The organism is Shewanella cyperi (genome assembly GCF_017354985.1).
Classification (GTDB): Bacteria; Pseudomonadota; Gammaproteobacteria; order Enterobacterales; family Shewanellaceae; genus Shewanella; species Shewanella cyperi.
Map to the genome: position 1 here is coordinate 2,328,041 of NZ_CP071501.1, position 21,448 is coordinate 2,349,488.

Annotated in this window: 23 protein-coding genes; 14 read left to right on the plus strand and 9 right to left on the minus strand. The window is 54.7% G+C overall.

Annotation, left to right across the window (positions count from 1 at the left end; all coding sequences use genetic code 11):
- Positions 1 to 568: 568 nt before the first annotated feature.
- Both JYB84_RS10090 and JYB84_RS10095 read left to right on the plus strand, forming a co-directional pair.
- A complete protein-coding gene (locus JYB84_RS10090) occupies positions 569 to 928 on the plus strand; it encodes a hypothetical protein (protein ID WP_207319972.1) in 360 nt (119 codons plus the stop codon).
- A 109-nt stretch (positions 929 to 1,037) separates the two neighbouring features.
- Complete coding sequence (locus tag JYB84_RS10095) at positions 1,038 to 1,442, plus strand: hypothetical protein (protein WP_207319973.1); 405 nt, start codon at positions 1,038 to 1,040, stop codon at positions 1,440 to 1,442.
- Positions 1,443 to 1,787: 345 nt separating this feature from the next.
- Here the strand turns inward: JYB84_RS10095 and JYB84_RS10100 are convergent, their stop codons facing one another.
- On the minus strand, positions 1,788 to 2,915 hold the full coding sequence (locus tag JYB84_RS10100; RefSeq protein ID WP_207319884.1) for an IS110 family RNA-guided transposase: 1,128 nt from the start codon (positions 2,913 to 2,915) through the stop codon (positions 1,788 to 1,790).
- A gap of 350 nt (positions 2,916 to 3,265) precedes the next feature.
- Here JYB84_RS10100 and JYB84_RS10105 point away from each other — a divergent pair, with 350 nt between their 5' ends.
- The 8 genes from JYB84_RS10105 (at position 3,266) to JYB84_RS10140 (ending at position 9,037) form a co-directional block, all read left to right on the plus strand.
- Complete coding sequence (locus JYB84_RS10105) at positions 3,266 to 3,550, plus strand: hypothetical protein (RefSeq protein WP_207319974.1); 285 nt, start codon at positions 3,266 to 3,268, stop codon at positions 3,548 to 3,550.
- Between the two features lie 78 nt (positions 3,551 to 3,628).
- On the plus strand, positions 3,629 to 4,078 hold the full coding sequence (locus tag JYB84_RS10110; protein ID WP_207319975.1) for an MBOAT family O-acyltransferase: 450 nt from the start codon (positions 3,629 to 3,631) through the stop codon (positions 4,076 to 4,078).
- A gap of 111 nt (positions 4,079 to 4,189) precedes the next feature.
- Positions 4,190 to 4,591, plus strand: a complete 402-nt coding sequence (locus tag JYB84_RS10115; protein ID WP_207319976.1) for a nuclear transport factor 2 family protein — start codon at positions 4,190 to 4,192, stop codon at positions 4,589 to 4,591.
- A gap of 148 nt (positions 4,592 to 4,739) precedes the next feature.
- Positions 4,740 to 5,162, plus strand: coding sequence for a hypothetical protein (locus JYB84_RS10120; RefSeq protein WP_207319977.1), 423 nt, complete (start codon positions 4,740 to 4,742; stop codon positions 5,160 to 5,162).
- 157 nt (positions 5,163 to 5,319) lie between these two features.
- On the plus strand, positions 5,320 to 5,838 hold the full coding sequence (locus JYB84_RS10125) for a hypothetical protein (RefSeq protein WP_207319978.1): 519 nt from the start codon (positions 5,320 to 5,322) through the stop codon (positions 5,836 to 5,838).
- A 495-nt stretch (positions 5,839 to 6,333) separates the two neighbouring features.
- Positions 6,334 to 7,245, plus strand: a complete 912-nt coding sequence (locus JYB84_RS10130) for an alpha/beta fold hydrolase (protein ID WP_207319979.1) — start codon at positions 6,334 to 6,336, stop codon at positions 7,243 to 7,245.
- 15 nt (positions 7,246 to 7,260) lie between these two features.
- Positions 7,261 to 7,953, plus strand: a complete 693-nt coding sequence (locus JYB84_RS10135) for a response regulator transcription factor (protein ID WP_228290754.1) — start codon at positions 7,261 to 7,263, stop codon at positions 7,951 to 7,953.
- Positions 7,946 to 9,037: a sensor histidine kinase gene (locus JYB84_RS10140; protein ID WP_207319981.1), complete on the plus strand. Its 1,092-nt coding sequence runs from the start codon at positions 7,946 to 7,948 to the stop codon at positions 9,035 to 9,037. The genes JYB84_RS10135 and JYB84_RS10140 overlap by 8 nt, the downstream gene beginning before the upstream one ends.
- 217 nt (positions 9,038 to 9,254) lie before the next feature.
- Here JYB84_RS10140 and JYB84_RS10145 read toward each other — a convergent pair whose 3' ends face one another.
- The 4 genes from JYB84_RS10145 to JYB84_RS10160 form a co-directional block, all read right to left on the minus strand.
- Positions 9,255 to 9,701 (minus strand): Hsp20 family protein, encoded by a 447-nt coding sequence (locus JYB84_RS10145; protein ID WP_207319982.1) that lies wholly within the window; start codon positions 9,699 to 9,701, stop codon positions 9,255 to 9,257.
- A 219-nt stretch (positions 9,702 to 9,920) separates the two neighbouring features.
- Positions 9,921 to 11,633, minus strand: a complete 1,713-nt coding sequence (gene ushA, locus JYB84_RS10150) for a bifunctional UDP-sugar hydrolase/5'-nucleotidase UshA (RefSeq protein ID WP_207319983.1) — start codon at positions 11,631 to 11,633, stop codon at positions 9,921 to 9,923.
- 358 nt (positions 11,634 to 11,991) lie between these two features.
- The gene (locus tag JYB84_RS10155; protein WP_207319984.1) at positions 11,992 to 12,684 is read right to left on the minus strand and encodes an alpha/beta hydrolase; all 693 of its coding nucleotides are present in this window, start codon (positions 12,682 to 12,684) and stop codon (positions 11,992 to 11,994) included.
- A 179-nt stretch (positions 12,685 to 12,863) separates the two neighbouring features.
- Positions 12,864 to 13,091 (minus strand): DUF3389 family protein, encoded by a 228-nt coding sequence (locus tag JYB84_RS10160; RefSeq protein ID WP_207319985.1) that lies wholly within the window; start codon positions 13,089 to 13,091, stop codon positions 12,864 to 12,866.
- Between the two features lie 34 nt (positions 13,092 to 13,125).
- Here JYB84_RS10160 and JYB84_RS10165 point away from each other — a divergent pair, with 34 nt between their 5' ends.
- Positions 13,126 to 14,082, plus strand: coding sequence for an aminoglycoside phosphotransferase family protein (locus tag JYB84_RS10165; RefSeq protein WP_207319986.1), 957 nt, complete (start codon positions 13,126 to 13,128; stop codon positions 14,080 to 14,082).
- A 172-nt stretch (positions 14,083 to 14,254) separates the two neighbouring features.
- Complete coding sequence (locus tag JYB84_RS10170; RefSeq protein WP_207319987.1) at positions 14,255 to 16,171, plus strand: M1 family metallopeptidase; 1,917 nt, start codon at positions 14,255 to 14,257, stop codon at positions 16,169 to 16,171.
- Between the two features lie 72 nt (positions 16,172 to 16,243).
- Here JYB84_RS10170 and JYB84_RS10175 read toward each other — a convergent pair whose 3' ends face one another.
- From JYB84_RS10175 to JYB84_RS10185, 3 genes are all read right to left on the minus strand, one after another.
- Positions 16,244 to 16,726 carry an FKBP-type peptidyl-prolyl cis-trans isomerase gene (locus tag JYB84_RS10175; protein WP_207319988.1) on the minus strand — a complete coding sequence of 161 codons (483 nt, stop codon included), beginning with the start codon at positions 16,724 to 16,726 and terminating at the stop codon, positions 16,244 to 16,246.
- A gap of 75 nt (positions 16,727 to 16,801) precedes the next feature.
- Positions 16,802 to 17,677, minus strand: a complete 876-nt coding sequence (locus JYB84_RS10180) for a helix-turn-helix transcriptional regulator (RefSeq protein WP_207319989.1) — start codon at positions 17,675 to 17,677, stop codon at positions 16,802 to 16,804.
- 166 nt (positions 17,678 to 17,843) lie between these two features.
- Complete coding sequence (locus tag JYB84_RS10185; protein ID WP_407696031.1) at positions 17,844 to 19,010, minus strand: lytic murein transglycosylase; 1,167 nt, start codon at positions 19,008 to 19,010, stop codon at positions 17,844 to 17,846.
- A 269-nt stretch (positions 19,011 to 19,279) separates the two neighbouring features.
- Here JYB84_RS10185 and JYB84_RS10190 point away from each other — a divergent pair, with 269 nt between their 5' ends.
- Complete coding sequence (locus JYB84_RS10190; RefSeq protein ID WP_207319990.1) at positions 19,280 to 19,639, plus strand: DUF2750 domain-containing protein; 360 nt, start codon at positions 19,280 to 19,282, stop codon at positions 19,637 to 19,639.
- 4 nt (positions 19,640 to 19,643) lie between these two features.
- Complete coding sequence (locus JYB84_RS10195) at positions 19,644 to 20,285, plus strand: hypothetical protein (protein ID WP_207319991.1); 642 nt, start codon at positions 19,644 to 19,646, stop codon at positions 20,283 to 20,285.
- Between the two features lie 27 nt (positions 20,286 to 20,312).
- On the opposite strand, the gene JYB84_RS10200 is transcribed toward JYB84_RS10195, so the two are convergent.
- Positions 20,313 to 21,254, minus strand: a complete 942-nt coding sequence (locus tag JYB84_RS10200; RefSeq protein WP_207319992.1) for a chemotaxis protein CheV — start codon at positions 21,252 to 21,254, stop codon at positions 20,313 to 20,315.
- Positions 21,255 to 21,448 lie beyond the last annotated feature (194 nt).

Here is a 21,448-nt window from a genome sequence, read left to right on the forward strand (position 1 = left end):
TCGCTTGCCGAATGGCTGCAACCTCTGACAAGATGCTGATCTAAGGAGATAAAACTAAGCTAAGGGACGAAGCAGAGCACTTCAGCCCGTGCGGTAGCCATGCCGTTTCAACGCACATAGCAGGGCCTATGGCCTGTATCTAGGTCATGCAATAGAAAGTGCAACCGTCGGATTTTCAAAACTCTGAATGGCTGAGTGTGTACAGTACTTTTGTACAGTCGTATTTAATTTTTGGGAAAAAGGCACCGAAAAGGCGCATAAACCTTGCGCGTTAATTTTGAAGCGCCTTATATAAACCAATTTAAATTAATGACTTACGCTTTCAGAGATAGTGTTAATAGGTTTAGAAACCGCGCATGCGCGTTTTGCTGCCAGGTATATTTGAATAAATTTCTATTTCATTATTAAATACAAAAACTTAGCGTTGCGCGTTTACACTCCTCCGAGGACTAAAACGCGCATGCGCACTATACAGCTGTTATGCACTAGGTAAGTAATGAGCTTCGAGCCATACATTGAGAAAAGGAAAGAAAGTTATCGGCCTTGTAATTGCGGCCGAGATCATGACATGAAGATAATTCGTGGCGTATTCAATTATGCTGACGGTTCAAACACTATATTTTGTGTTGGCTTAATTGAACACCAAGACGATAGGCATGTATGGGTTTCTTTTATCACTGGCGAATGGCCAGGAACAAATGAAGAAGATTGTTTTGTAACATCACATGTATGGTTAACTCCAGATAATCGAATTATGAGAATAGAAGATAGCTCTTCCTCTCCCTTCGACGCTGAAGAGGTCTTTGATTGCTTCCCAGTAACTAGAGAGCAAGTTTTGGCTCAGGACGGTGCAAAAGATTGGTTTATAAATACTTACTTAGCACTCTTCGAATGTGATAAAGAAATCGGCGGATATATAGATGCATAACAAGGCCAGTCAATCTGACCTCCGTAAACTGTCTTCTTTTTTGCAAAAAGACGCAAAAAAGCAGCCAATTCACTCCGGCAGTTGCTGGCGGCGTTATGGCTAAGCAAGTATGAAGTTTCTTACTTTGATTTTAAGCATTTTAGTTTCTAGTTCCTCCTATGCTGGAAGCGCTTCTGATTGGCTTAAGGTGAATAATCCCGGCGGCTACTTTCCGCAAGAAGGGGAATATGTGAGCTTCCCAAACTTGTGTAACGAAAACACATGTTTCAATTTGGTTGCCGTATCATATGTGACCGAAACCAATAAAGGCATGCGGAGATTGGCTGTCTTTTCGGGTTCTGGGGAGTATCTTGGTGTCTATTCAGGCTTTCAAGAAATGCCGGTAAAAGTAGTCGGTACATCTCTGGTATTCCCAGTGTCAGAATATGGCTACGTTATTAACTTTAGTGGTAGTCAGCCGCCAGCAACTGCTTATATCGATGGTGAAAACATTGAGCTTGAATCAAAGCCATAACAAGGTGGTGTTGTCGCCTGCGGCTGGGACCTCCGTTCCGCTGGCGCTCCACTTCGGCCCCAAACCACGGCGTTGATATGATTTCCTTTGTCAAATAGATAATAGTGTCCTTACCGGAGGGCCAAAAACGCTCCGGTAAGGACACTCTGGCAGACGGGCTTGGGCGAGTAAGTGTCGGCGGTTGACCTTGCTGATATCCGCGAGTTTGGTTATTCGCATTACTTGTGTTCGCCGTTGGAGCCTTGCCTCAGTCTAGGAGCGCGGATGTGACCGCTTAACGCCCTCGAGGGTTGCTCGCACCGCTGCCGCAGCCCGGTACTGCCAGAGTGATTGCTTAAATCAGCTTCAGAACGCTTGTATTGGTTTCTCGGCGTCAAAGCCCTGCGCCAGGTCCCAGATGTAACCGGTCAGCTCCCGTGCCACCGCAGTGACCACCTTGTTGTACTCTTTGCCCCGCGCCTTCAGGGCATGGAACCGTCGGCACAGGCGTTGCTGCACTTCCCAGGAGCGGGTTTGCAACTTGATGGAATGCGCCTGCTGACGACTTTCCAGCTCCCGCGAGACCCGGGCTGGAAATCGATAGGCCCACGCCGATTCGATTAAGATGCGCCTGGCATGACCATTGCCACATTTGGTGATACCACCCCTTCGTTCCCGCTGGCCACTGGAGCGTTCACTGGGTGTCAGGCCGACAAAGTTCATTAAGGAACGCGGCGAGGCAAAGCGCCGCAGGTCACCCAGCTCGGCCAACAAGGTCATGGCGGACAGAAAACGCACGCCCCGCAGCACCGTCAGGCGCTGCACCAGCGGATACCAGCGCCAGCTTTCAGCCAGGCTTTGCAGTTCTAACTCCAGCCGCTGCAAGCGCTCATAGCGCTCGGTCACGGTGTGGATGTAATGCTGGAAGGTAATTTTGCTGGCACTTTCCGGGAAGCTGATATCCGCCAGATGACGCCGATAGGCTTCGGTCCAGTGTTGGCGACCGCTGCAGGGGTGGCCATGACGCAGCAGGAAGGATTTCAGCCGTTGCCGCGCCTGACGCAAGTCGAGCATGGCATCCTCCCGGCAGCGGATAAGGTCGCGGATGGCCTCGTCCCGTTCGTCCGGAACATAGATAGACTTCAAGTCACCACTGCGGGCCAGTCTGGCCAAGGTCATGGCATCGCGTTTATCGGTTTTGACCCGGTCTCCCGGGGCCTTGGGGATGAGCGCCGGCGCTACCACCCAGCATTCAATGCCACGGCGCAACAGATGACGATAGAGCCAGAAACCGCAGGGACCGGCTTCATAAATGACGCACAGCTTGCTGGCTTTGGCTGTTTGGTTTTTAAAGAGTTTATCAAGTGAACGCAGGTTGGTTGGAACAGTGCCATGGTAGTGCACTGTGTCAGCCGGCTTATCAGAAACCCAGGCCACGTCAGTGGTCTCCTTGTGCACGTCCAAACCGATAAAAAGTGTGTTAGCTTTAGACATGTCGGCCTCCTGTGATTGTTTGCCTATTGGATCAACAAACAGTGTGGCTCTGGTTTAACTAACCCACGAGAAAACACGGAGGCCGACACCTGCACAGGGAATCATTATGTCTAGGTGCCATGAAAAGTTCTATCGCACTCATAGTTGCTTTTCTTGCAAGTCCAGCGCTTGCCGATACTCCGCTGCCTCCGCCCGAAAAGCTGACAGCTTGCTCCCCCTCTCGGAAGCTTTGTGCGACTTCAGACCCTGCCACAAACGTGACGCTTGTGTCTCCGCAGGCCTCTGGGCAAAAACCATGGCCAATACCCGGATGGCATCGCTGGCTGTTTCTATCAGATGACGGAGAGTCGGTGGTAGTTGGCTACGACGGCATGAACCTCGTTCCACTGGATGTGACGCTAAACGAGCCTGTTCTGTTCTTCTATAACCGCGGCCGGCTCGTTCGCACCATCCAGCTTGACCAACTCTATGAGAGCAAGTCGCAGCTTCTGCGCACTGTCTCCCACCTTGCTTGGGTGCATAACATCGGCTTCAATAGCTCAAACAAGTTCATTGTTGAACTCGTGAGCGGCAAGAAAGTAGCATTCGCCCCAAAATCCGGTGCCCGCGAGCCGGTTCGGCCGACTGGCACCTAACAATTCATTCAAGCCGAACACCAATTGCTACGCGCTTGGTGTCGGCTTAATTCAGGCGTTAGGCATTCGAAAATTATCATGCAAAATACGGTTTCATTATCGCAGTATGTTAGGAAGCGAAACGGCGTTGCCCTGGGGGCAAGCCATTCCATGAGGAATATGCTATCCCGCTCTTTTGGGGCAGGTTCATTCCCGGTATTTTGGCATTATTGGAACCCAATATGGGGCTACTATTTGTCGCGCTACATCATGAAACCGCTCGGTTTGTTGCTGCCGAGTTGGCAAGCGGTCATTTTTACCTTTCTTGTTAGTGGTGCGCTCCATGATTTAGCCGTTTCTCTCGTTAAATGGAAAGTAGTTATATTTTTTACACCATGGTTTTTCCTTATGGGTATTGCAGTTGTACTGTCAAAGTATTTTTCTATTTCTTACCGCTCATATCCGTGGTTTGTTCGCGCAGCAATAAATATACTTTTTATTGGTAGCACACTGTTGGCAACCTGCTTTGTCGAGGGTAAGTACGCCTAGCAACCCAGCCAAATATGCTACAGCCCTTCGGGCTTCCGCGGGACTTCTCATCTTATGCACGCATAAGGTAAGCCGCCCCGGCTTTGGGCGTTAAACACCGGAGTAACTTTCATGGCTGGCAATCAGGAAAAATCTCTGCACGACATCATCCTCGCTCGCGAGAACGAGTGGATGGGAGCCTGGCTAAAACGGGATCGCGCTCTAGCAGATTCCATTCTTGCTGACGAGTTCACCTTGGTTAGTTCGCTCAACGGCGAAATATTCTCAAAGGCCCAATGGCTTGATGGCGCGATGGGGCCAATAGTTTGCCAGTCATTTCATTTTGATCGGCTGCAGGTTAAGGGCTATGGGGATACTGTTGTTTCGATTGCTTGGTATCACCAAAGGGCTACTGCTCGTGGCAGCGACTGGAGCGGTGAGTTCAGAATGACAGACGTCTGGCACTACCGTGACGGCCGGTGGCAGGTCGTAGCAAGGCACTCCACTTGGCTTGGTGCCGCTGCCCAACAATAGACGTCGGCATTCTCTCAATCGTTTTTGCTAAAGCGGCACTCATTTAAAATAGCTGACATTTCACAATTATTTTGGCGTTAGACAGCGTCGAAAATACCTTCTCTGCCCCCATGTCTTTTTCGTCAATCCCAACACAAAGGAAATGTTCATGATCAGTCGCAGCGCGTTAAAAGCCATCTTGGCCAGCCTCATCCTCAGTGGTTCCGCATTTGCCAATGCAGACACGCCGAGCACAGTTCCCCAGACGATTCAGGACACGCTCATTGAGTGGGCAGCCTCGGACTTCTCAGAGCATGGTCCGTCTGTTGCCGGTGTTCAAAATGTCCACGTGCGCGTACTAACCCTAGCCAACGGAGAGACCGGTTACCTGCTTTGCGGTGAATTTCGCACAAGTACTGCCGGTCCAGGCGCGGAGTGGACGCATTTCGCGACAATTAAAACCGATCCGTATGAGCAGTGGATTGGTGGCTTGGGCGAGTCACAATGTGAGCACGCCACACCCAGCACAACACCGCCACAGGACCTGTCCACTGAGCTCCAGGCTCGTCTGAGCGCCGCCAAAATAAAGTAGTCGTTAAGCCAGTTGATAAAGCGCGGACTAGAAGTCCGCGAATCGATTGACACAGGCCTTGGATGGCCCCCTTCACACACCAAAGAGACTATTTATGAAACCCGCATCTATGCTGTTAAAGTCAATAGTGACTGCCGTTTTTGCATTGCACGCCCAAATGAGTTTCGCTCAAAGCGTACAGGTAAAAGACATACCCGCCAGGCCTGGCGATGTGAGCACGCTGGATGGGCTGATGGGCGCCTTCTACGACGTAGTGAATATAGCCCCACAGGAAGCGCGGCAATGGGACAGGGACAGAACCCTGTACGTGCCATGGATCCGGTTCGTGGGTACCTCAATCGACGCGCACGGAAAGGTGAAGGCAAGCAGTTGGACACATCAGGAGTATGTCGAGGCGACCGAACCCCTGGTAACGGGTGGATTTAAAGAATGGGAAATATCAAGAAGAACCCAGGAATACGGCAACATAGCCCATATAGATTCAACGTACGCAGGTGAGGCGATAGATGATGGTAAGCTTGAACGCTTCAGAGGCGTCAACAGCATCGAAGCCTACTTTGACGGCACCCGCTGGTGGATAAGCAGCGTGATGTGGATGTCGGAATCCCCCAATCATCCCATTCCCACAATGTTTTTGAATAAGAGCCAGAATTCATCCGGTTCTTCCGGCAAATGACGGAAGAGTTCAGCCTCCGGTTGCCAGACAGCAACGGCAAGTGTTTGTAGGACCCAAAGGTAAATGGCTCACCCTCCGAGTGTCATTGTTCAGCAATGATACCCGGGGGAGCTGGAGTTTGTGCATATGGTGCCAAAAGCCACTTTTGGCAACATTCGCCAGTCTTCAGTGCCTTTGAAAGCCGAATACACCAGATGGCAGACTTTGTGACCATAAACAAATTCGCTCTAAAGGTTCAACAAGAGTGACTCGGTCTTGTACTCTTTTGCCATAATCAAGCCCTGATTCAGATAAATGTTCCCCCTGCCCCGTATTCAGACCAAGACTTCAGAGGTGCGCATATTTGTCATCTGTCTCAAATCAGAAGCCGGGCTTTGGTTTGCCCACGCACGCGGAGATCAGCCTTACCAGCGACAACGATCCCCACGCCATATTGAACTCCCGGTATTCGCAAAATAGCTGGCCAGCTGCGCCAAGGTGCCTCCTGTCATCTGAATGCAAACTTTCTTCATTTTTCCCCTTTCTTTACCCTGTCTTTACCACGCGCCAGTTAGCCTGAGTGGACTGATACAAAATCTATCGCCACAAAGGAGCTTTACCATGCGTAACTTACTGAATATTGTTAAATATACCCTGATAACTCTGAGCTGCATTTATAGTATTGAGTCAACGGCGCTGCCTGTGAACGGGCTGGATCTGCAGGTGGTGGTATCCGGTCATGGCGATACCGTAATGCTGTTTGAGTCTGGGTTTGGCCAAGGGCCGGAAGTCTGGGACAAACTGGTAGCGCAACTGCCGGACAATGTCATGGCGGTGCGTTACGCCCGCGCCGGTATCGGCCGATCCGGCGAGCGCGCTCAAACCTCGGGGATCCAACAGCATCTGCAGGATTTAACTGCCCTGGCCCAGCGATATGGCCAGGGAAAGCGGCTAATTTTAGTGGGGCACTCATATGGGGGCTTGCTGGTGAGCGAGTATGCCCGTCATCATCATGCCAATCTGAGCGGCCTGATGTTAATCGACCCGGCGGTCATGCAGCAAAGAGTCTGGTTTAAAGCGGTTGATACCAAAGCTGTCGCTACGGAAGATGCGATGCTGGATCAGATGCTGCCACCGCGCCTGCAGGCCCAACTCCAACAACTCAATAGTGAACTGGACCAAGCCGGTCAGCAGGTCACGCCTTTACCTTCTGATTTGAATACCGTTTTGTTAACATCAACCCGGGTCGAATCTGATCCTCTGGCATTTGTCGAAACGGCCGAGGGTAAAGTCCAGTGGTTGCGGCTGCATCAAGCTTTATTTGCCGATGTCCGCAATGGCAGCCATCTGCGCCTGGATAAGCTCGGCCATAACATGATGCAGGAAGATGCGCCCCTGGTACTGGATGCATTAAAAACCTTGTTGTGAGCCATGGAGTGCACTTTGCGAAAGACTCTGAAAATTCTGTTGATCGAAGACAATTTGGCGCTGGCCGGCCAGTTGGTCAGTTTTCTGGAAGGGCTTGGTTGGCAGGTGGATTATGCCGCTGAAGGCAAGCTGGGTTTGCAACTGGCCAATCAGTATGCTTTTGATGTGGTGCTGCTGGATTTAAACCTGCCGGATACCGATGGCCTGCAGATCTGCCAGGCCATTTTGGCCAGTGCCAACATCAAACCGCCGATCCTTATGCTGACCGCCCGGGACGCTTATCAGGATAAAGCCAGCGGCTTTGCCGCTGGCGCGGATGATTATCTGACCAAACCATTTGATCTGCGTGAACTGGCGTTGCGCTGTGAGGCACTGGCCCGGCGCCGGGAGCTGTTTCAGCAACAGAGTCTGGAAATTGGCCAGTTGAAAATATGCCGCAGGCAACGCCAGGTCTGGTGGCAAGGTCAGCCCATAGCGCTGACGGCCACGGGTTTCGCCATATTGCAAAAGCTGATGGAAAATCACCCCTATCCCAGCTCACGTCGCGAGTTGATTGAGCATGTCTGGCCAGAGGAAGAGCCGGAAAGTAATGCGCTGAAGGCGCACATTTACACCTTGCGCAAAAGTCTTGAGCCCGCGGTAGGACACCCATTGATCCATACCATCAGCACTATTGGCTACCAGCTCCAGGGGCTGACCGATGCTTAAACATGGTACCCACGCCCTGCTGGGCGGCCTTATTATTGTGGGGGCTGGGCTGAGTATGTGGTTGGTAGTTGCTTTCGGTGACACGTTGCAGCAACTTATCGCCAGCCAGCTTCTGGAGCAGGAGCAAGTCTATTTACAGGCTCATCCGACATCCGACATCCTGATGCCATCTCGGCACTATTTCCGACTGCGAGAAGGCCAATTACCGCCGAGCGCAGAAGCACTGCAACACGATCAGGCCGTGTTTGTAGTGCAGGAAACCGGGGAGCCCCGCTATGCAGTTGCCTTCACACCGCCAACCAGAGCATTCGCACAGTCAGCCACGGCAAAGCCTGCTCTGTGGCTGGAGCTGGATCTGGCCGCAGCCCTGCCGCTGGCCGACTTTATGCTGTTGTTTCGAGGTCTAACCGCCGGTTTGCTATTACTCTTTGCCGGCACGGGACTGTGGTTGCTGTACCGGCTGAGCCGGGCACGGCGTAGGCTGCAGGCAGCGTTGCAACGCGAACAGGATTTTGTGAACGATATCAGTCACGAATTGCGCACGCCGCTCACGCTGATCCAGAACGCCCTGACCCTCGCCGGTAAAACGCCATTGGCGGGTGAACAGCTGAACCTGGTGAAAGATGCCAGCGCGGCCTTGAGTCAACAACTCAGTGTGTTACTGGCGCTGGCCAGAAAGCAACAAACTCCCGCGGAACAGTTGCCACTGCTGCCACAACTCGAGCAATCGATGTTTACCCTTTATCAAACCGAGCCTGAATTTGTCAGCCAGATAAGCCTTGATTTGCCGGAGCAACTGTCGGTGACAGGCAATCCGCAGTTGATCCAACTGTTGTTGCTCAACATCATAGGCAACGCCTGTTACCACGGTGGTGGCGCAGCGCTGCACATAGATTGTCGGGGCAGGACTTTGCAATTTTCCAATCAAATCGCCCGCTTGCCCAACGGCACCACCACAGTCAACAGCCGTTATCAGGGCTTTGGCCATGGCACCAGTCTTATTCGGCGCATTGCGGCCGAACTGGATTGGCCCATCACAGTGCGAAGCGATCAGCAGCAGTACCAAGTCAGCCTGACGCTTTAGATGAGCTGCTCTACAATAGCCATCTCATCGTTTTGGAAAATCAAGTACCTCAATGAACCAATCTTGTGCCTGCTTGAAGGTCAATCGTCGGCGTCGAACCCGCCTGGTTTGGCAGCATGAATTGCGCGGTATGAGGCTGTGTTAAACGGCAAAAATTACGCCGGCCAAGTGGCCGGCGTTTACTTTTTAAAGTCAGGGCTGTTTAAGCCTGAATGACTTAATGAGCGTCTGACTCAATCAAAGGCCTGTTGCCGATTTCAATCCGGCGGGGTTTGAGGGCTTCGGGAATTTCCCGCACCAAATCGATGTTGAGCAGGCCGTGTTCCAGGTAGGCACCTGTCACTGTCACATAATCGGCCAGCTGGAAGGTGCGTTCAAAGCCGCGCTCGGCTATGCCCTGATACAGATATTTGCGTTCACTTGCCTTGTCCTGCTTGTTACCCTTCACCAGCAGCTTGTCACCTTCACTGCTGATCTCCAGCTCTTCCATGGCAAAGCCGGCGACCGCCATGGTGATGCGGTAGCGGTTCTCGCCCAGGAGTTCGATGTTGTAGGGAGGATAACCGTTGTTGCCGTTGTTGGCGGCGGCATGCTCTGCCAGTTGTGCCAGACGGTCAAAACCAATGGCACTGCGGTAAAGTGGGGTCAAATCATAGTTACGCATAGTCTATATCCTTAATGTTTAAGCAATATAATCAGTTGGCCGACAATGTCGCGCCGGTATCGGGCCCATTGGGCCCACAAGCGGCATCCCCGAAGGCGATGCCCGAGTCCTCTTCGAGCGACTCTGGTACTGATATGGGGCTGGGGTAAATGTTTTCAAGCGTCAAAAGTAAAAAAGCCACCCAAGGGTGGCTTTTTCGGTTTGAGCTTTTTACTGCTATTACTGAGCGGTCACTTCGCAACCCAGAGGACTATTGGAGTTGGTGTAAACTATGTCGCCCATCGGCTCATAGTCGGCAGCCACAATGGCTTCTTTGGCCTTGAAGAAGTTGTACAGCACGTCGGCATCCACATAACCTGTTTGGATAGGCGCCAGAGCCGGGTAACCGTCACCGCCGGCGGCGTTGAAGCTGGGCACAGTGAAGGTGTAGCTATCGGTTGCGCTGAAGTCCTTACCGTTGATTTCGCTGATGGCCACAGACTTGGCGGTACAATCCACTGTCATCTTAACGCCGGTGATCTGGGCATAGGCACCTGAATTGCGTTGCATGCTGGCAACCACACCCAGGTAATCGGCCACTTCGGCACCTGTCATAGTGCTCAGGGTCACAGTGTTGCCAAATGGCTGTACTGTCAACACGTCGCGGTAAGAAATGTCACCGGCGGCGATAGAGGCACGCACACCACCTGAGTTCATTACACCGAAGTCGGCGTTGACTTGAGTGGCCTGAGCCATGGCGATCAGACGGCCCAGGTTGGTTTGCTGGCCACGAACCACGGCGCGGTCACCTTCCAGTTTGGCATCGGTTGTGCCAATCACTTCGTCCAGTTTGCCCTGACCGCGGTCTTGATAGTACTGCAGCAGCTCTTTCAGCTCGGTATCGGGCTCAATCTTGTCGGCAACCAGCACCTTGCTCTTGTTGCCGGACTCATCGACCACTGTCTTGACCAGGTTCACCGGGATCAACTTGTAAGAAGCCAGGTGCAGTTCACCGTTGTAGTATTCGAAATCGGCGCGACCCACATACTTGCCCCATTCGTGGGCCTGCATGATCCAGGTGCCGTTTTGTTGATCCGGGGTACAGTCGTCACCGGCTTGGAACTCGGCGTAAGCCGTGTTGCCGGCTTCCATACACACAGGGTTTTGAGAGTGACCGCCAACGATCAGCTGCAGGTCGCCCTGGTTCAGGGCACGGGCCATGGCCACATCACCTGGGGCATTGCTGCCGTTCTGGCCATCGGCATAGTGACCCATGTGGGTAGTGGCTATGATGATATCGGCCAGCTTGCCGTCTTTGATTTCCTTGATGACCTTGGCCACTTCTTCTTTGGGATCGCGGAATTCCAGCTCGCTGATAAATTCAGGGTTGCCAATCTTGGCAGTGTCTTCGGTGGTCAGACCGATCACGGCCACTTTCACACCATTGAGCTCGAATACCTTGTAGGCATCGAAGTAACGGCTGCCGTCGGCTTTATAGATGTTGGCCGCCAGGAAGGGGAAGTCGGCCAAAGTGCGCTGCATATCGAGGATAGACAGTGGGTTGTCGAACTCGTGGTTACCCACGGCCATGGCATCGTAGCCTATTTTGTTCATGCCGATGAAATCGGGAACCGCGTCCTGCAAGTCAGACTCGGGCACACCTGTGTTGATGTCACCGCCGGACAGCAGCAGTACTTCACCGCCATTGCTCTCTACTTCGGCGCGAATAGCATCAACCAGAGCCTTGCGGGCCGCCATACCATATTCACCGTCTTTGTTTTCCCAGAAACGGCCATGGTTGTCGTTGGTGTGCAATACAGTGAATACCTTGCAGGCATCGCCGGCTTCGGCACAACTGGCAGGCACCTTAACCTCATTGTCACTGCCGTTACAACCGGCCAGGGCGGCCAATACGGCCGTGGCCAGCAGGCCTTTTACCAATTTCGCAGACATATAATCAACCCCTTGAATATTATGTTTTTACCATCATCTTATGTTTTGGCTGGAACATTATTCTTGTTCCGGGCGCAATAATAGCAACATTGACATGCGAATGTGGCAGAAATATGAACAAACGTGAGCTATGTGCATATTTTAAAAGCATTTAATTTCGCCCTTTATGCATTTAAAAGAACAAGAGGCTGCGGGTGATGAGGTTAATATCATGTTGCAAGTTGGTTATTTTCCGAGTCAGCAACAGAACACTCGGTAAAACCTGCATTTTTTAAAGGCATGCCGTTCTGGCGCATTGTTTCATAAAAAGAACGCACCCAGTGGGTGCGTTCTTTTTGATACCGTATTGGAGCCGGTTTTATTCGGCCTTGGCAAAGGTTTCCAGCAACCAGTTTGCTATATCTGTCAACTGGTTGGGCAGTACGCTGTGCGGCATGGTGTAGGTCTGCCACTGCAACGGATAACCGGCTTTTTTCAGGGCCGATGCCGCCATTTCACCGGCAAACAAGGGCACCACATCGTCCTCGGTTCCATGTTGTTGCAATATTCGGGTGCCCGCATTGGCCGCACTCAATTGCTCCGGCAAAGCATCACCCTGGGGCAAATAGCAGGACAGCGCCATAATACCCGCCAGACGCTCTGGAAAGCGCAATCCGGTAAACAGGCTCATGACCCCACCCTGGCTGAATCCCGCCAGAACAATGCGCCCGGCCGGAATGCCCTTGGCGATTTCGGCCTCAAGCAGCGCCTTTACCAGGGATTCGGAGGCCAACACCCCTTCCATGTCCGCCCTGTCGTGCAAATCCATGCTCTTGATGTCATACCAGGAGCGCATGACATAGCCACCGTTGATGGTGACCGGCTGCTCCGGCGCGTGGGGAAAGATGAAACGAATGGCGTGATCTGCAGGTAACCCCAGTGCAGGAACCACAGGGGCAAAACCGGCACCTGAGTCGCCCAGGCCATGGAGCCAGATCACCGAGTAACGGGCTTCGACCTTGGGTTCGATAACGATGGCATTATTCAGCAGGGAATAGCTGTTGGCTGACATAGAAAACTTCCATTATTGAGATTCTTTGCGGCGGCCATGATAGCAGCCATGGTGACAAGTTGCAGGCCAATTCACCGAACCGTTACAGGCCCTGCCCTTAAGCGACAGCTCCTAAGCGACTGCCTCTAAGCGACAGCCCCTAAGCCACAGCCCTTTCAGGACGGCAAGGTGCCTGACGCTCATTCGGTCTCGGGCAAGCCGAGAAATTCGCGGATCTCCTGAAGCTGCTCCGCACTCAACTTCAGTTGCCAGCGCACGGCGCCGGCATCGGCGATGATCAAACCGGCCTTGTCCAGCAAGCGCACATCTTCCACCAGGGCCGACAGGGCAACGGCACCCTCTGCCAGGCGGGCCTGCACTTCATGGGGCGTTATGATTAGCTTTCCACCCGGGACTGGGATTACCATAGCTCACTACTTCACTCTAATTTCGAAAACGCTATTGTATCAGCTATCTGCAACGCTTGGCGCCTGGGTTGAAGCCCAAATCGGTGCCCCGATAACCGAAACCCGGATCAATGACAGCGGTTGGAGCAATCTGGTCATCGAGATTAACCGCGCCTGGGTGCTGCGCCTGCCCAAGGCCCTATCGGACAGGCACTCGGAAACACCCTGGCTGGCGGAAAGCGCTCTTGAACTGGGAATACTCCAGGCACTGGGACCAAGGTTGGCGGGTGTTGCGCTGCCACAGCCGCTGGCCAATTCTCTGGCCATGCCCGTGGCCCCGGATAAAGCATCTGCGCCGTCACCCCAGCCCGGACTCCTGTACCCGCGCCTGCCCGGCATGGGAATGAGCCCGGCTCAGCTGACCGATGACAACCTTGAGCTTGCCCGGGATCTGGGCCGGGTACTTGCCGCCATTCACGGCACCCGGCCCCAATTTCAGGGACTTGAGGCCTATCCCTACGGCGATGGGGATTTTTGGACCAGCCTCTGGCCCATGGCAATCCGGCAGCTATCACAGGAGGCGCTCAAGCTTGCCGAGCACTATTTCCGCGATGCCCATGAGCGCGGGCTCGACGGCCGTCAGCTCAAGCCGGTGCTCTGTCATGGCGACTTCGGTCCGGCCAACTTGCTGCTGAAAGAGGCCTGTTCGCAAAGCCCCCCACGGCTTGGGGCTGTGCTGGATTTCAGTGATTGCTGTCTGCAGGATCCGGCGCTGGATTTTGCGCCCCTGCTGCGCCGTGCCGGCAAGGTCTTTGGTCAGCAGCTGTTGGCCAGTTACCGGCAACATCTCGGCGAGACAGCTTGGCAGGCTTTGGAGCCCGCCAGCCTGTTTGATCGCTGCGAGTTCCAAGCACGGCGCAAGGCGCTGTTCGTGCTCTGGTATGGCGACAAATATGGCTTTCACAGTCAGGGTAGCCAGGACTTTTTCAGGAGCAGCTTTAGCAGAGGCTGAACAAAATTCAGCATCGCCCTGTGTCTGAGTTCTGCCCCGCACCGGCCCCAGAGGGTATAATGCCGCGCCATAGACGATTGCAGGTTTGCCGGTCCGGGGCCGCGTGCAATCCTGGGCTAAGTTCAGCAAATAGCGTCCATTTAAAAAGTGATTTCACGACCAAAAGAATAATATGAATAATTTCAAAACCATCACCGGCTGCCTGGCAGCACTGCTGGCCCTGTCCCTGCCCTTATCGGTCAGTGCCACTCCCGCCCTGCCCTCGGCTACGCCGACAGCCTCTGAATCCCAGGCCTCAGCGCCTGCCTCAACCTCAATATCAGCCAATGACAGGCTCACCTTTGCCAACTACCACGAGGTGAGTGTCAGCCATATCGACATGGATCTCAGCCTCGATTTTGAACAGCAGCGCATCGAAGGCCAGGTGGAACTGAGCCTTGATTGGCACAGCGACAGTCGGCATCTGCTGCTCGACAGCCGTGGCCTAGACATCCACTCGGTGCAGGCACTGAACAGCGATGGCCAATGGCATCAGGCTCAATTCAGTCTCGGCGCCCACCATGGGGTCATGGGCGAGCCAGTGGAAATCCGGCTCAACGCCCGGGAGACCAAGGTACGGATCAACTACCGCTCCGCCGAGGTGGCCTCGGGGCTGCAGTGGCTGAGCGCAGCCCAGACCCAGGGTAAAAGCCAACCCTTTATGTTCAGCCAGAATCAGGCCATCCATGCGCGTAGCTGGCTGCCACTGCAGGACACCCCAGCGGTGCGCAGCACCTTCAGCGCCCGTATCAGCGCCCCCGAAGGCATTACCGTGGTCATGGGCGCCGAGCGCACCGAGGCTGTGGATGGCGTAACTGTGTTTAACATGCCCCAGGCCATTCCCTCTTACCTTATTGCCCTGGCCGCCGGCGATCTGCACTATGCGGCATTTGATGAGCGCAGTGGTGTTTGGGCCGAGCCCGCCATGCTGGCCAAAGCCAAGGCGGAATTTGAGCAGACCCCGGAGATGATTACTATCGCTTCCAAGCGCTATGGCGACTACCGCTGGGGTCGATACGACTTGTTAATCCTGCCCCCCAGCTTCCCCTTTGGCGGCATGGAAAACCCCAGGCTGTCTTTTATCACCCCGACGGTTATCGCCGGCGACAAAAGCCTGGTGAGCCTGATTGCCCATGAGCTGGCCCACTCCTGGTCAGGCAATCTGGTCACCAACGCCAGTTGGGATGACCTCTGGCTCAACGAGGGCTTCACCAGTTATGTGGAAAACCGCATCATGGAAGATCTCTACGGCAGGGAGCGGGCGCTGATGGAGCAAAGCATCGCCGTGGGTGAATTGCGCGACGAGGTCAGCAGCCTAGATGGCGCCGATACCCGGCTGGAGATAGATCTGGGGCAGCGGGATCCGGACGATGCCTTCAGCAGCGTGCCCTACACCAAGGGGCAACAGTTCCTGGTATTTCTGGAGCAGACCTTTGGCCGCGAGCCATTCGATACTTTTCTCAAAGGCTATTTCGAGCACCATGCCTTTGCAAGCATCGACAGGCGGGAATTCCGCCGCTATCTGAACGCTGAACTGTTGTCACGCTTTCCGGGCCGGGTAACAGCATCCGAAATCGAAACCTGGCTCCAGGGCGAAGGCCCGGGACCCGTCTTGCCCAACCCCGGCAGCCATGCCTTCGATAGGGTCGATAGGGATGCCAAGCTATGGCAAAACGGCAAGCTCAAGGCCAGTGACATAGATACCGCGGGCTGGACAGTGCACCACTGGCTGCACCTGCTGAATAACCTGCCGCGGGATCTCAGCCATCCGCAGCTGGCGGAGCTGGACACTCACTTCGGGCTCAGCCAACAGGGCAACAGTGAAATCGCCTTTTCCTGGTTCAAGCTGGCACTTGCCTGCGGCTATTATGAGGTCAAACCCGAGCTGGGTGCCTATCTGGAGCACATAGGACGGCGCCGCCTGGTGGTGCCACTGTACGAAGCGCTGGCGGCGTCCAGCGAAAAGGCCTGGGCCCGGGACATCTTCGCCAAAGCCAAGCCCGGTTATCACCCGGTGACAGTGGCAAGCATAGAGAAGCTGCTGCGTTAATCACAACAGCTCGAATACAAAACACAAAAAGCCCGGCAATGCCGGGCTTTTTTACTGAAATGACACCAAAGATCAGTGGTGATGACCACCCACGCCATGGGCGTGACCATGGGCGATTTCCTCGGCAGTGGCGTCGCGGGCATCGCTGATGTGCAGATCAAAGGTCAACTCGCGACCGGCCAGTGGGTGGTTGATGTCCACTGTGGCCATGAACTTGCCGACCTTGAGTACTGTTACCTGGCGCTGGCCCTGATCCGTGTGCACCACGGCGCGCATGCCCGGTTTCCAGTTGTTGGCACCCAGCAGGTGTTTCACGGAAACGCGTTGCTCGGCGCCTTCAATGCGCTCACCGTAGGTTTCGCTGGCAGGCAGGGTCACGCTGAACTTGTCACCCACGGCCTTGCCTTCAATGGCCTTTTCCACGCCGGGCATCATGTTGTGATGGCCGTGCAGGTAAGCCACGGGCTCATGGCCCTCGTTGCTTTCCAGTACCTCACCTTTTTCGTCGCGCAGGGTATAGAAAAACTGCACTACCATATCGTCTTTAATGCTCATGGGATTCTTCCTGTTGGAGCCTGAAAGGGCGGCAGCTTAGCAAATCTGCGGCCGCGCCTCCAGCGCTATCGGGGCTCAGGCTTTTACCTGGGCGCCCGGCACTATGGTCAGATGTTCAATATCGGTCAAGACTTCCGGGTTGGCCAGCGCCAGTTGGCAGACACCGGAGCGGATCTGCTGTTTCGGACTGCAATCCACACTCCACTGGCGCAGCAAGTAACCCGCCAGGGCCGCCCGGCAGGGGATCTCAAGTTTGCCCTTCACCATGTTGAAATCCAGGGCTATGGCCTCCGGGTGTGCCAGCGATGGATGCGGCACCAGCACCAGGGTCACCAGTCGCTGCCAATAATCATCGGCCGCGGCGAGCTCATGCTGCTCGGGTTCCGGCCCCTGGCCGCTGATCCCCTTGATGCGGGTCACCACGAAATCACTGAACTTGCCGCCCAAGCGGTCATAACCGCGCACATGCCAGCGCTGGCCATTGTTGACCAGGGCATGGGGCACGATTTCCCGCTGGCGCTCGCCGGACGAGGTGGACACATAGTGGAGTTTCAGCGAAGCGCCAGCCTGAATGGCACGCATCAGGGCGGCAATGATTTCCGGTGAGGGATGAATAAGGGACACGGCATCAAGGCACACGGCGCTCGGACGCACAGGGTGTGACAGGCCATCACCGAAGCCCCTTGCCAGGCCGTGCAATATGCTTTCGGGATCGTGTGGAAACAGGGCCTTGAAGCCGGGTAAACGATGGTAACTTTTGGTCTGGTGTACCAGCTGCATATTGGCCGGTGCCAGCTCGCGATAGCAGGCCAGATCCCGGGTGGCCGCCGCCAGGCCGGTGGCAAACTTGGCGATAAGATCCTGGCGACTCACTTCGCCGAAGTATTGCAAACTGAAATCGATAAAGGCCAGACGTTGTTTCTGGCCGTGATTGAGTTCATCCAGTGACATGGGGCACATCCGTTCACGCTTGGGTTAATAACGCATGGCCCGAAGTTACAAGCTCTTTTGGCAACAGGCAATCAATTTGAGTGCATCCGTTAAAAATCGAGCAAGTTACGGAAAAACTTCACTATTCGAAAAGCACCTCTTCGGTATGCACCTATTCTGTATGCACCTATTCGGTATGCAAGAGCCCCAAGGCTTCAAAGGTCGCATCATCGGCAAAACCGTCGGCGATAAGCCCCTTGCTTTGCTGGAAGGCGCGGATCGCGGCCAAGGACTTGGCCCCCAAGACCCCGTCTGCCTTGCCGGCATCAAAACCCAGGGTATTGAGCTTATCCTGCAGGGCTTTGAGGCTGGCGCGGCTGCGTACCGGCTGCACCGGCGGTGCCACCGTCAGTGCCACTGCGCCATTGATCCTGTCAGCCAAATGACCCACGGCAATGGCATAAAATTCTGAACGGTTCCAGCGCATGATCACATCAAAATTGCTGTAACCGATAAAGGCCGGCCCCTTGTGTCCTGCCGGTAGATAGAGCGCCGCCTTCATGTCCGCCACGGGTAATGGCTTACCCGAGGGCAGGGTCACGCCCTTGGCCGCCCAGTCGGCGAGAGGCAGTTTATGGTCCCGCCCCACCTGGCTGAAATCGAATTTTTTCGGCAGGGCCACTTCCCTGCCCCAGCGTTCGTTGCGCTGCCAACCCAGGTGCATCAGAAAGTTGGCCGCCGAGGTCAGGGCGTCGGGCACGCTGCCAATAAGATCGGCCCGGCCGTCACCATCTCCGTCCTTGGCATACTTGCTGTAAGCCGAGGGCATAAACTGGGTGTGTCCCATGGCGCCGGCCCAGGAGCCAATCAAGGCATCGGGTTGCAACTTGTTGCGCTCCGCCAGCGCCAGGGCCGTCAGCAATTCACTGGTAAAGTACTCACTGCGGCGGGCATCACAGGCCAGGGTCGCCAGTGAATCCAGCACCGGCATCTTGCCCTTATAGGCGCCGAAGTTGGTTTCCAGGCCCCAGAACGCCAACAGATACTGGGGCGGAATGCCGTATTCCCTCTGCAATTTTTTCAGCAGCGGGCCCTGTTCCTTGAACATTTTACGGCCCTGCTGCACCCGCCAGTCGTTGATGCGTTTGCTGAAATAGCCTTCGAAGGTCTGGGTGAATTCCGGCTGGTTGCGGTCCAGCTCAATCACCCTGGGGACGTAGCTGAGTTTGTCGATGGCGGCCAGACTCTGGTCACCAAGTCCCTGCTGCTGCGCCTTGGTGTGCAAGGCCTGCAAACAGGCGGCAAAAGCCTGTGGATCATGGGGTGGGATATCACCGGCCTGGGTGTTGGCCAGTGTCTGGGCGCTCGTCGCCACTAAAAAGAGCGCGGAAAAAATACGGCTGAATTTCACTCGGGACTCCTTGCTTGCTCCTGCCAGGCTGCGAACGGGAAAATGAAGGTTCGCTACGCCAAAAGGCGGTGAGACTTGTGTTTGAGCCCCATCCTGCAATAGCGGGGCTGCAAAGGCAATGCTTGGCAGGCAAATTAAGGCGGTAAAATTCCTTGGTGTTGCTTGTTTTTGCCGTATAATCAACAGCAATTTTCGGAATGAGAGAGTCCAAGATGAGCGAAATGAACACCGAGCTGGGCCAGTTTGTCAGCAATGTACAAGAAAGCCAGTTGCTTTGGGGACTGCAGGATGCGGGCGGTGAAGGCTGGGTTGTGTGTGATTCAAGCGAATACGAAGACACCGACGTCATGCCACTGTGGTCCAGCGAAGCGCTGGCCAAGAGCCACTGCACCGAGGAGTGGGCCAATTACCTGGTGGCCTCCATCAGCCTGGTAGAATTCCTCGAATACTGGGTGGAAGATCTGAACAATGACGGCGTGCTGATCGGTGTTGACTGGAAAGCCAACGAAGATTGTCTGGAGCTGGATCCGGTTGATGTCGCCAAGGCGCTGGCCGAGGTTGAAGCCGAATAAGCCCATGGCGAGTCCCGCGGTCGATATCCCTTTTGACAAGCGGTACAAGTGCTGGTTTTGTGAAGAGCCCTGTCGTGGGCTCTTCGACTATCCGGCCCCGCCGTTTTGCCCCCATCCCTCCCTTGCCGTGCCCGCCTGTGACGAGTGCCTGAAGTTGGCCCGTCAGCAACCTTTAACCTCGATTTACGAGTGCCGCCTGGCGGTCAAGGATGCACTGATGGCCCGCTATGCAAAACATCTGGCCATCGGCAGCAACTGGACCAGGGAAGAGCTGGAGCAGTCGGAATTTGAGTGCAAGATCTTTGGCGGCTTTAAAAAAAGCGCCTGGTTCATGTTTGAGGTGGCCAGGGACAGGGTCAACGCCCGCGGTTGGCCGCTGGCGCTCAATGGCATCCCCCTGGATGAGTCGGGAGCCGACACCCGCTTCTGTTTTGATGGGCTGGAATTTGCTTCGGTACTGGCAGCGGTGCGCCATTACGTGGGGATTTGGAGCCTGGATAAGCAGTTACTGGAAACCTTGCTCGGCCTGGTGGGGCATGAACGCTTCGGCTATGCCCTGCGGCTGTGCCGCTTGCATCTGGGGTCGACTCCGGCCATGAAGCAGATGCTTATCCGCGATGTGCGCGCCGAGTTGGGGCAGGCATAATTCCCACCCCATAAGCCCTGAGAGACCTCAGCCGAGTAAGTCCCTCAACCTGTCCTGCACCACTTCCACCAGCCTGTCGGGCTGGAACTTGGAAATAAACTTATCGCAACCTACTTTTTCCACCATGGCATTGTTGAAGCTGCCACTGAGTGAGGTGTTAAGGGTAATGTAGAGATCGCGCATTCTGGGATCGCTGCGCACCTCGTGGGTCAATTTATAGCCGTCCATTTCCGGCATTTCGGCATCTGTGATCATCATCAGCAGCGCATCGGCCACATTGATGCCTTCATCACACCAGGATTGGAGCAACTGCAAGGCCTGCAAACCATCGTTGACTTCGATAATTTCCAACCCCAGTTGCGCCAGGGTATCACGCACCTGACGCCTGGCCGTGGCCGAGTCGTCCACTATCAGCACCTGCCTGCCGGGCATGGCCTGCAGCAGGGATTGATCCAATACCCCGTCACTTATACGCACGTTGTAATGAATGATCTCCGCCAGCACCTTCTCCACATCTATGATGGACACCAGCTGCGACATGCCCTGGTAATCCAGACGGGTAATGGCCGTCAGGTAGTTGTTGCGCCCCGCTGACTTGGGTGGCGGCAATATGTCACCCCAAGTCATGTTGACAATATGCTCCACCTTGCCCACCAGAAAGCCCTGCACGCTGCGGTTGTATTCGGTGATGATAAGGTTGGCGTCGCCCCCTGCCGGTGACGGGCTGAAACCTATGGCCCGCCGCAAATCGATGACAGGAATCGAGGTACCGCGGATATTGGCAACGCCTTTCACATGGGGGTGACTGCCGGGCATGGCGCTGAGCGCCGGCAGCTTGACCACTTCCTTGACCTTGAACACATTGATTGCGAACAGTTGGGTACTGCTGAGCCGAAACAGCAGCAGTTCAAGTCGGTTCTCACCTACCAGCTGAGTGCGTGAGTCCACTGAATCAAGAATTTTCGCCATAACCCTGTCTCTTTTCCCGGTACATAAGCCCGGGCTAAAAAATTGAACTGCAATGGATTATAGCGGCAAAGCCCGGGGCATTATATGGCCGTTACCCGGGTTTGGGCGCTGTCAGTGTGGTGCAGATCCCATTTTCAAATACTGTCTGCCCCTGCCAACGGCAAGCCTGGATATCCCCCATTCCAGAGCATCGC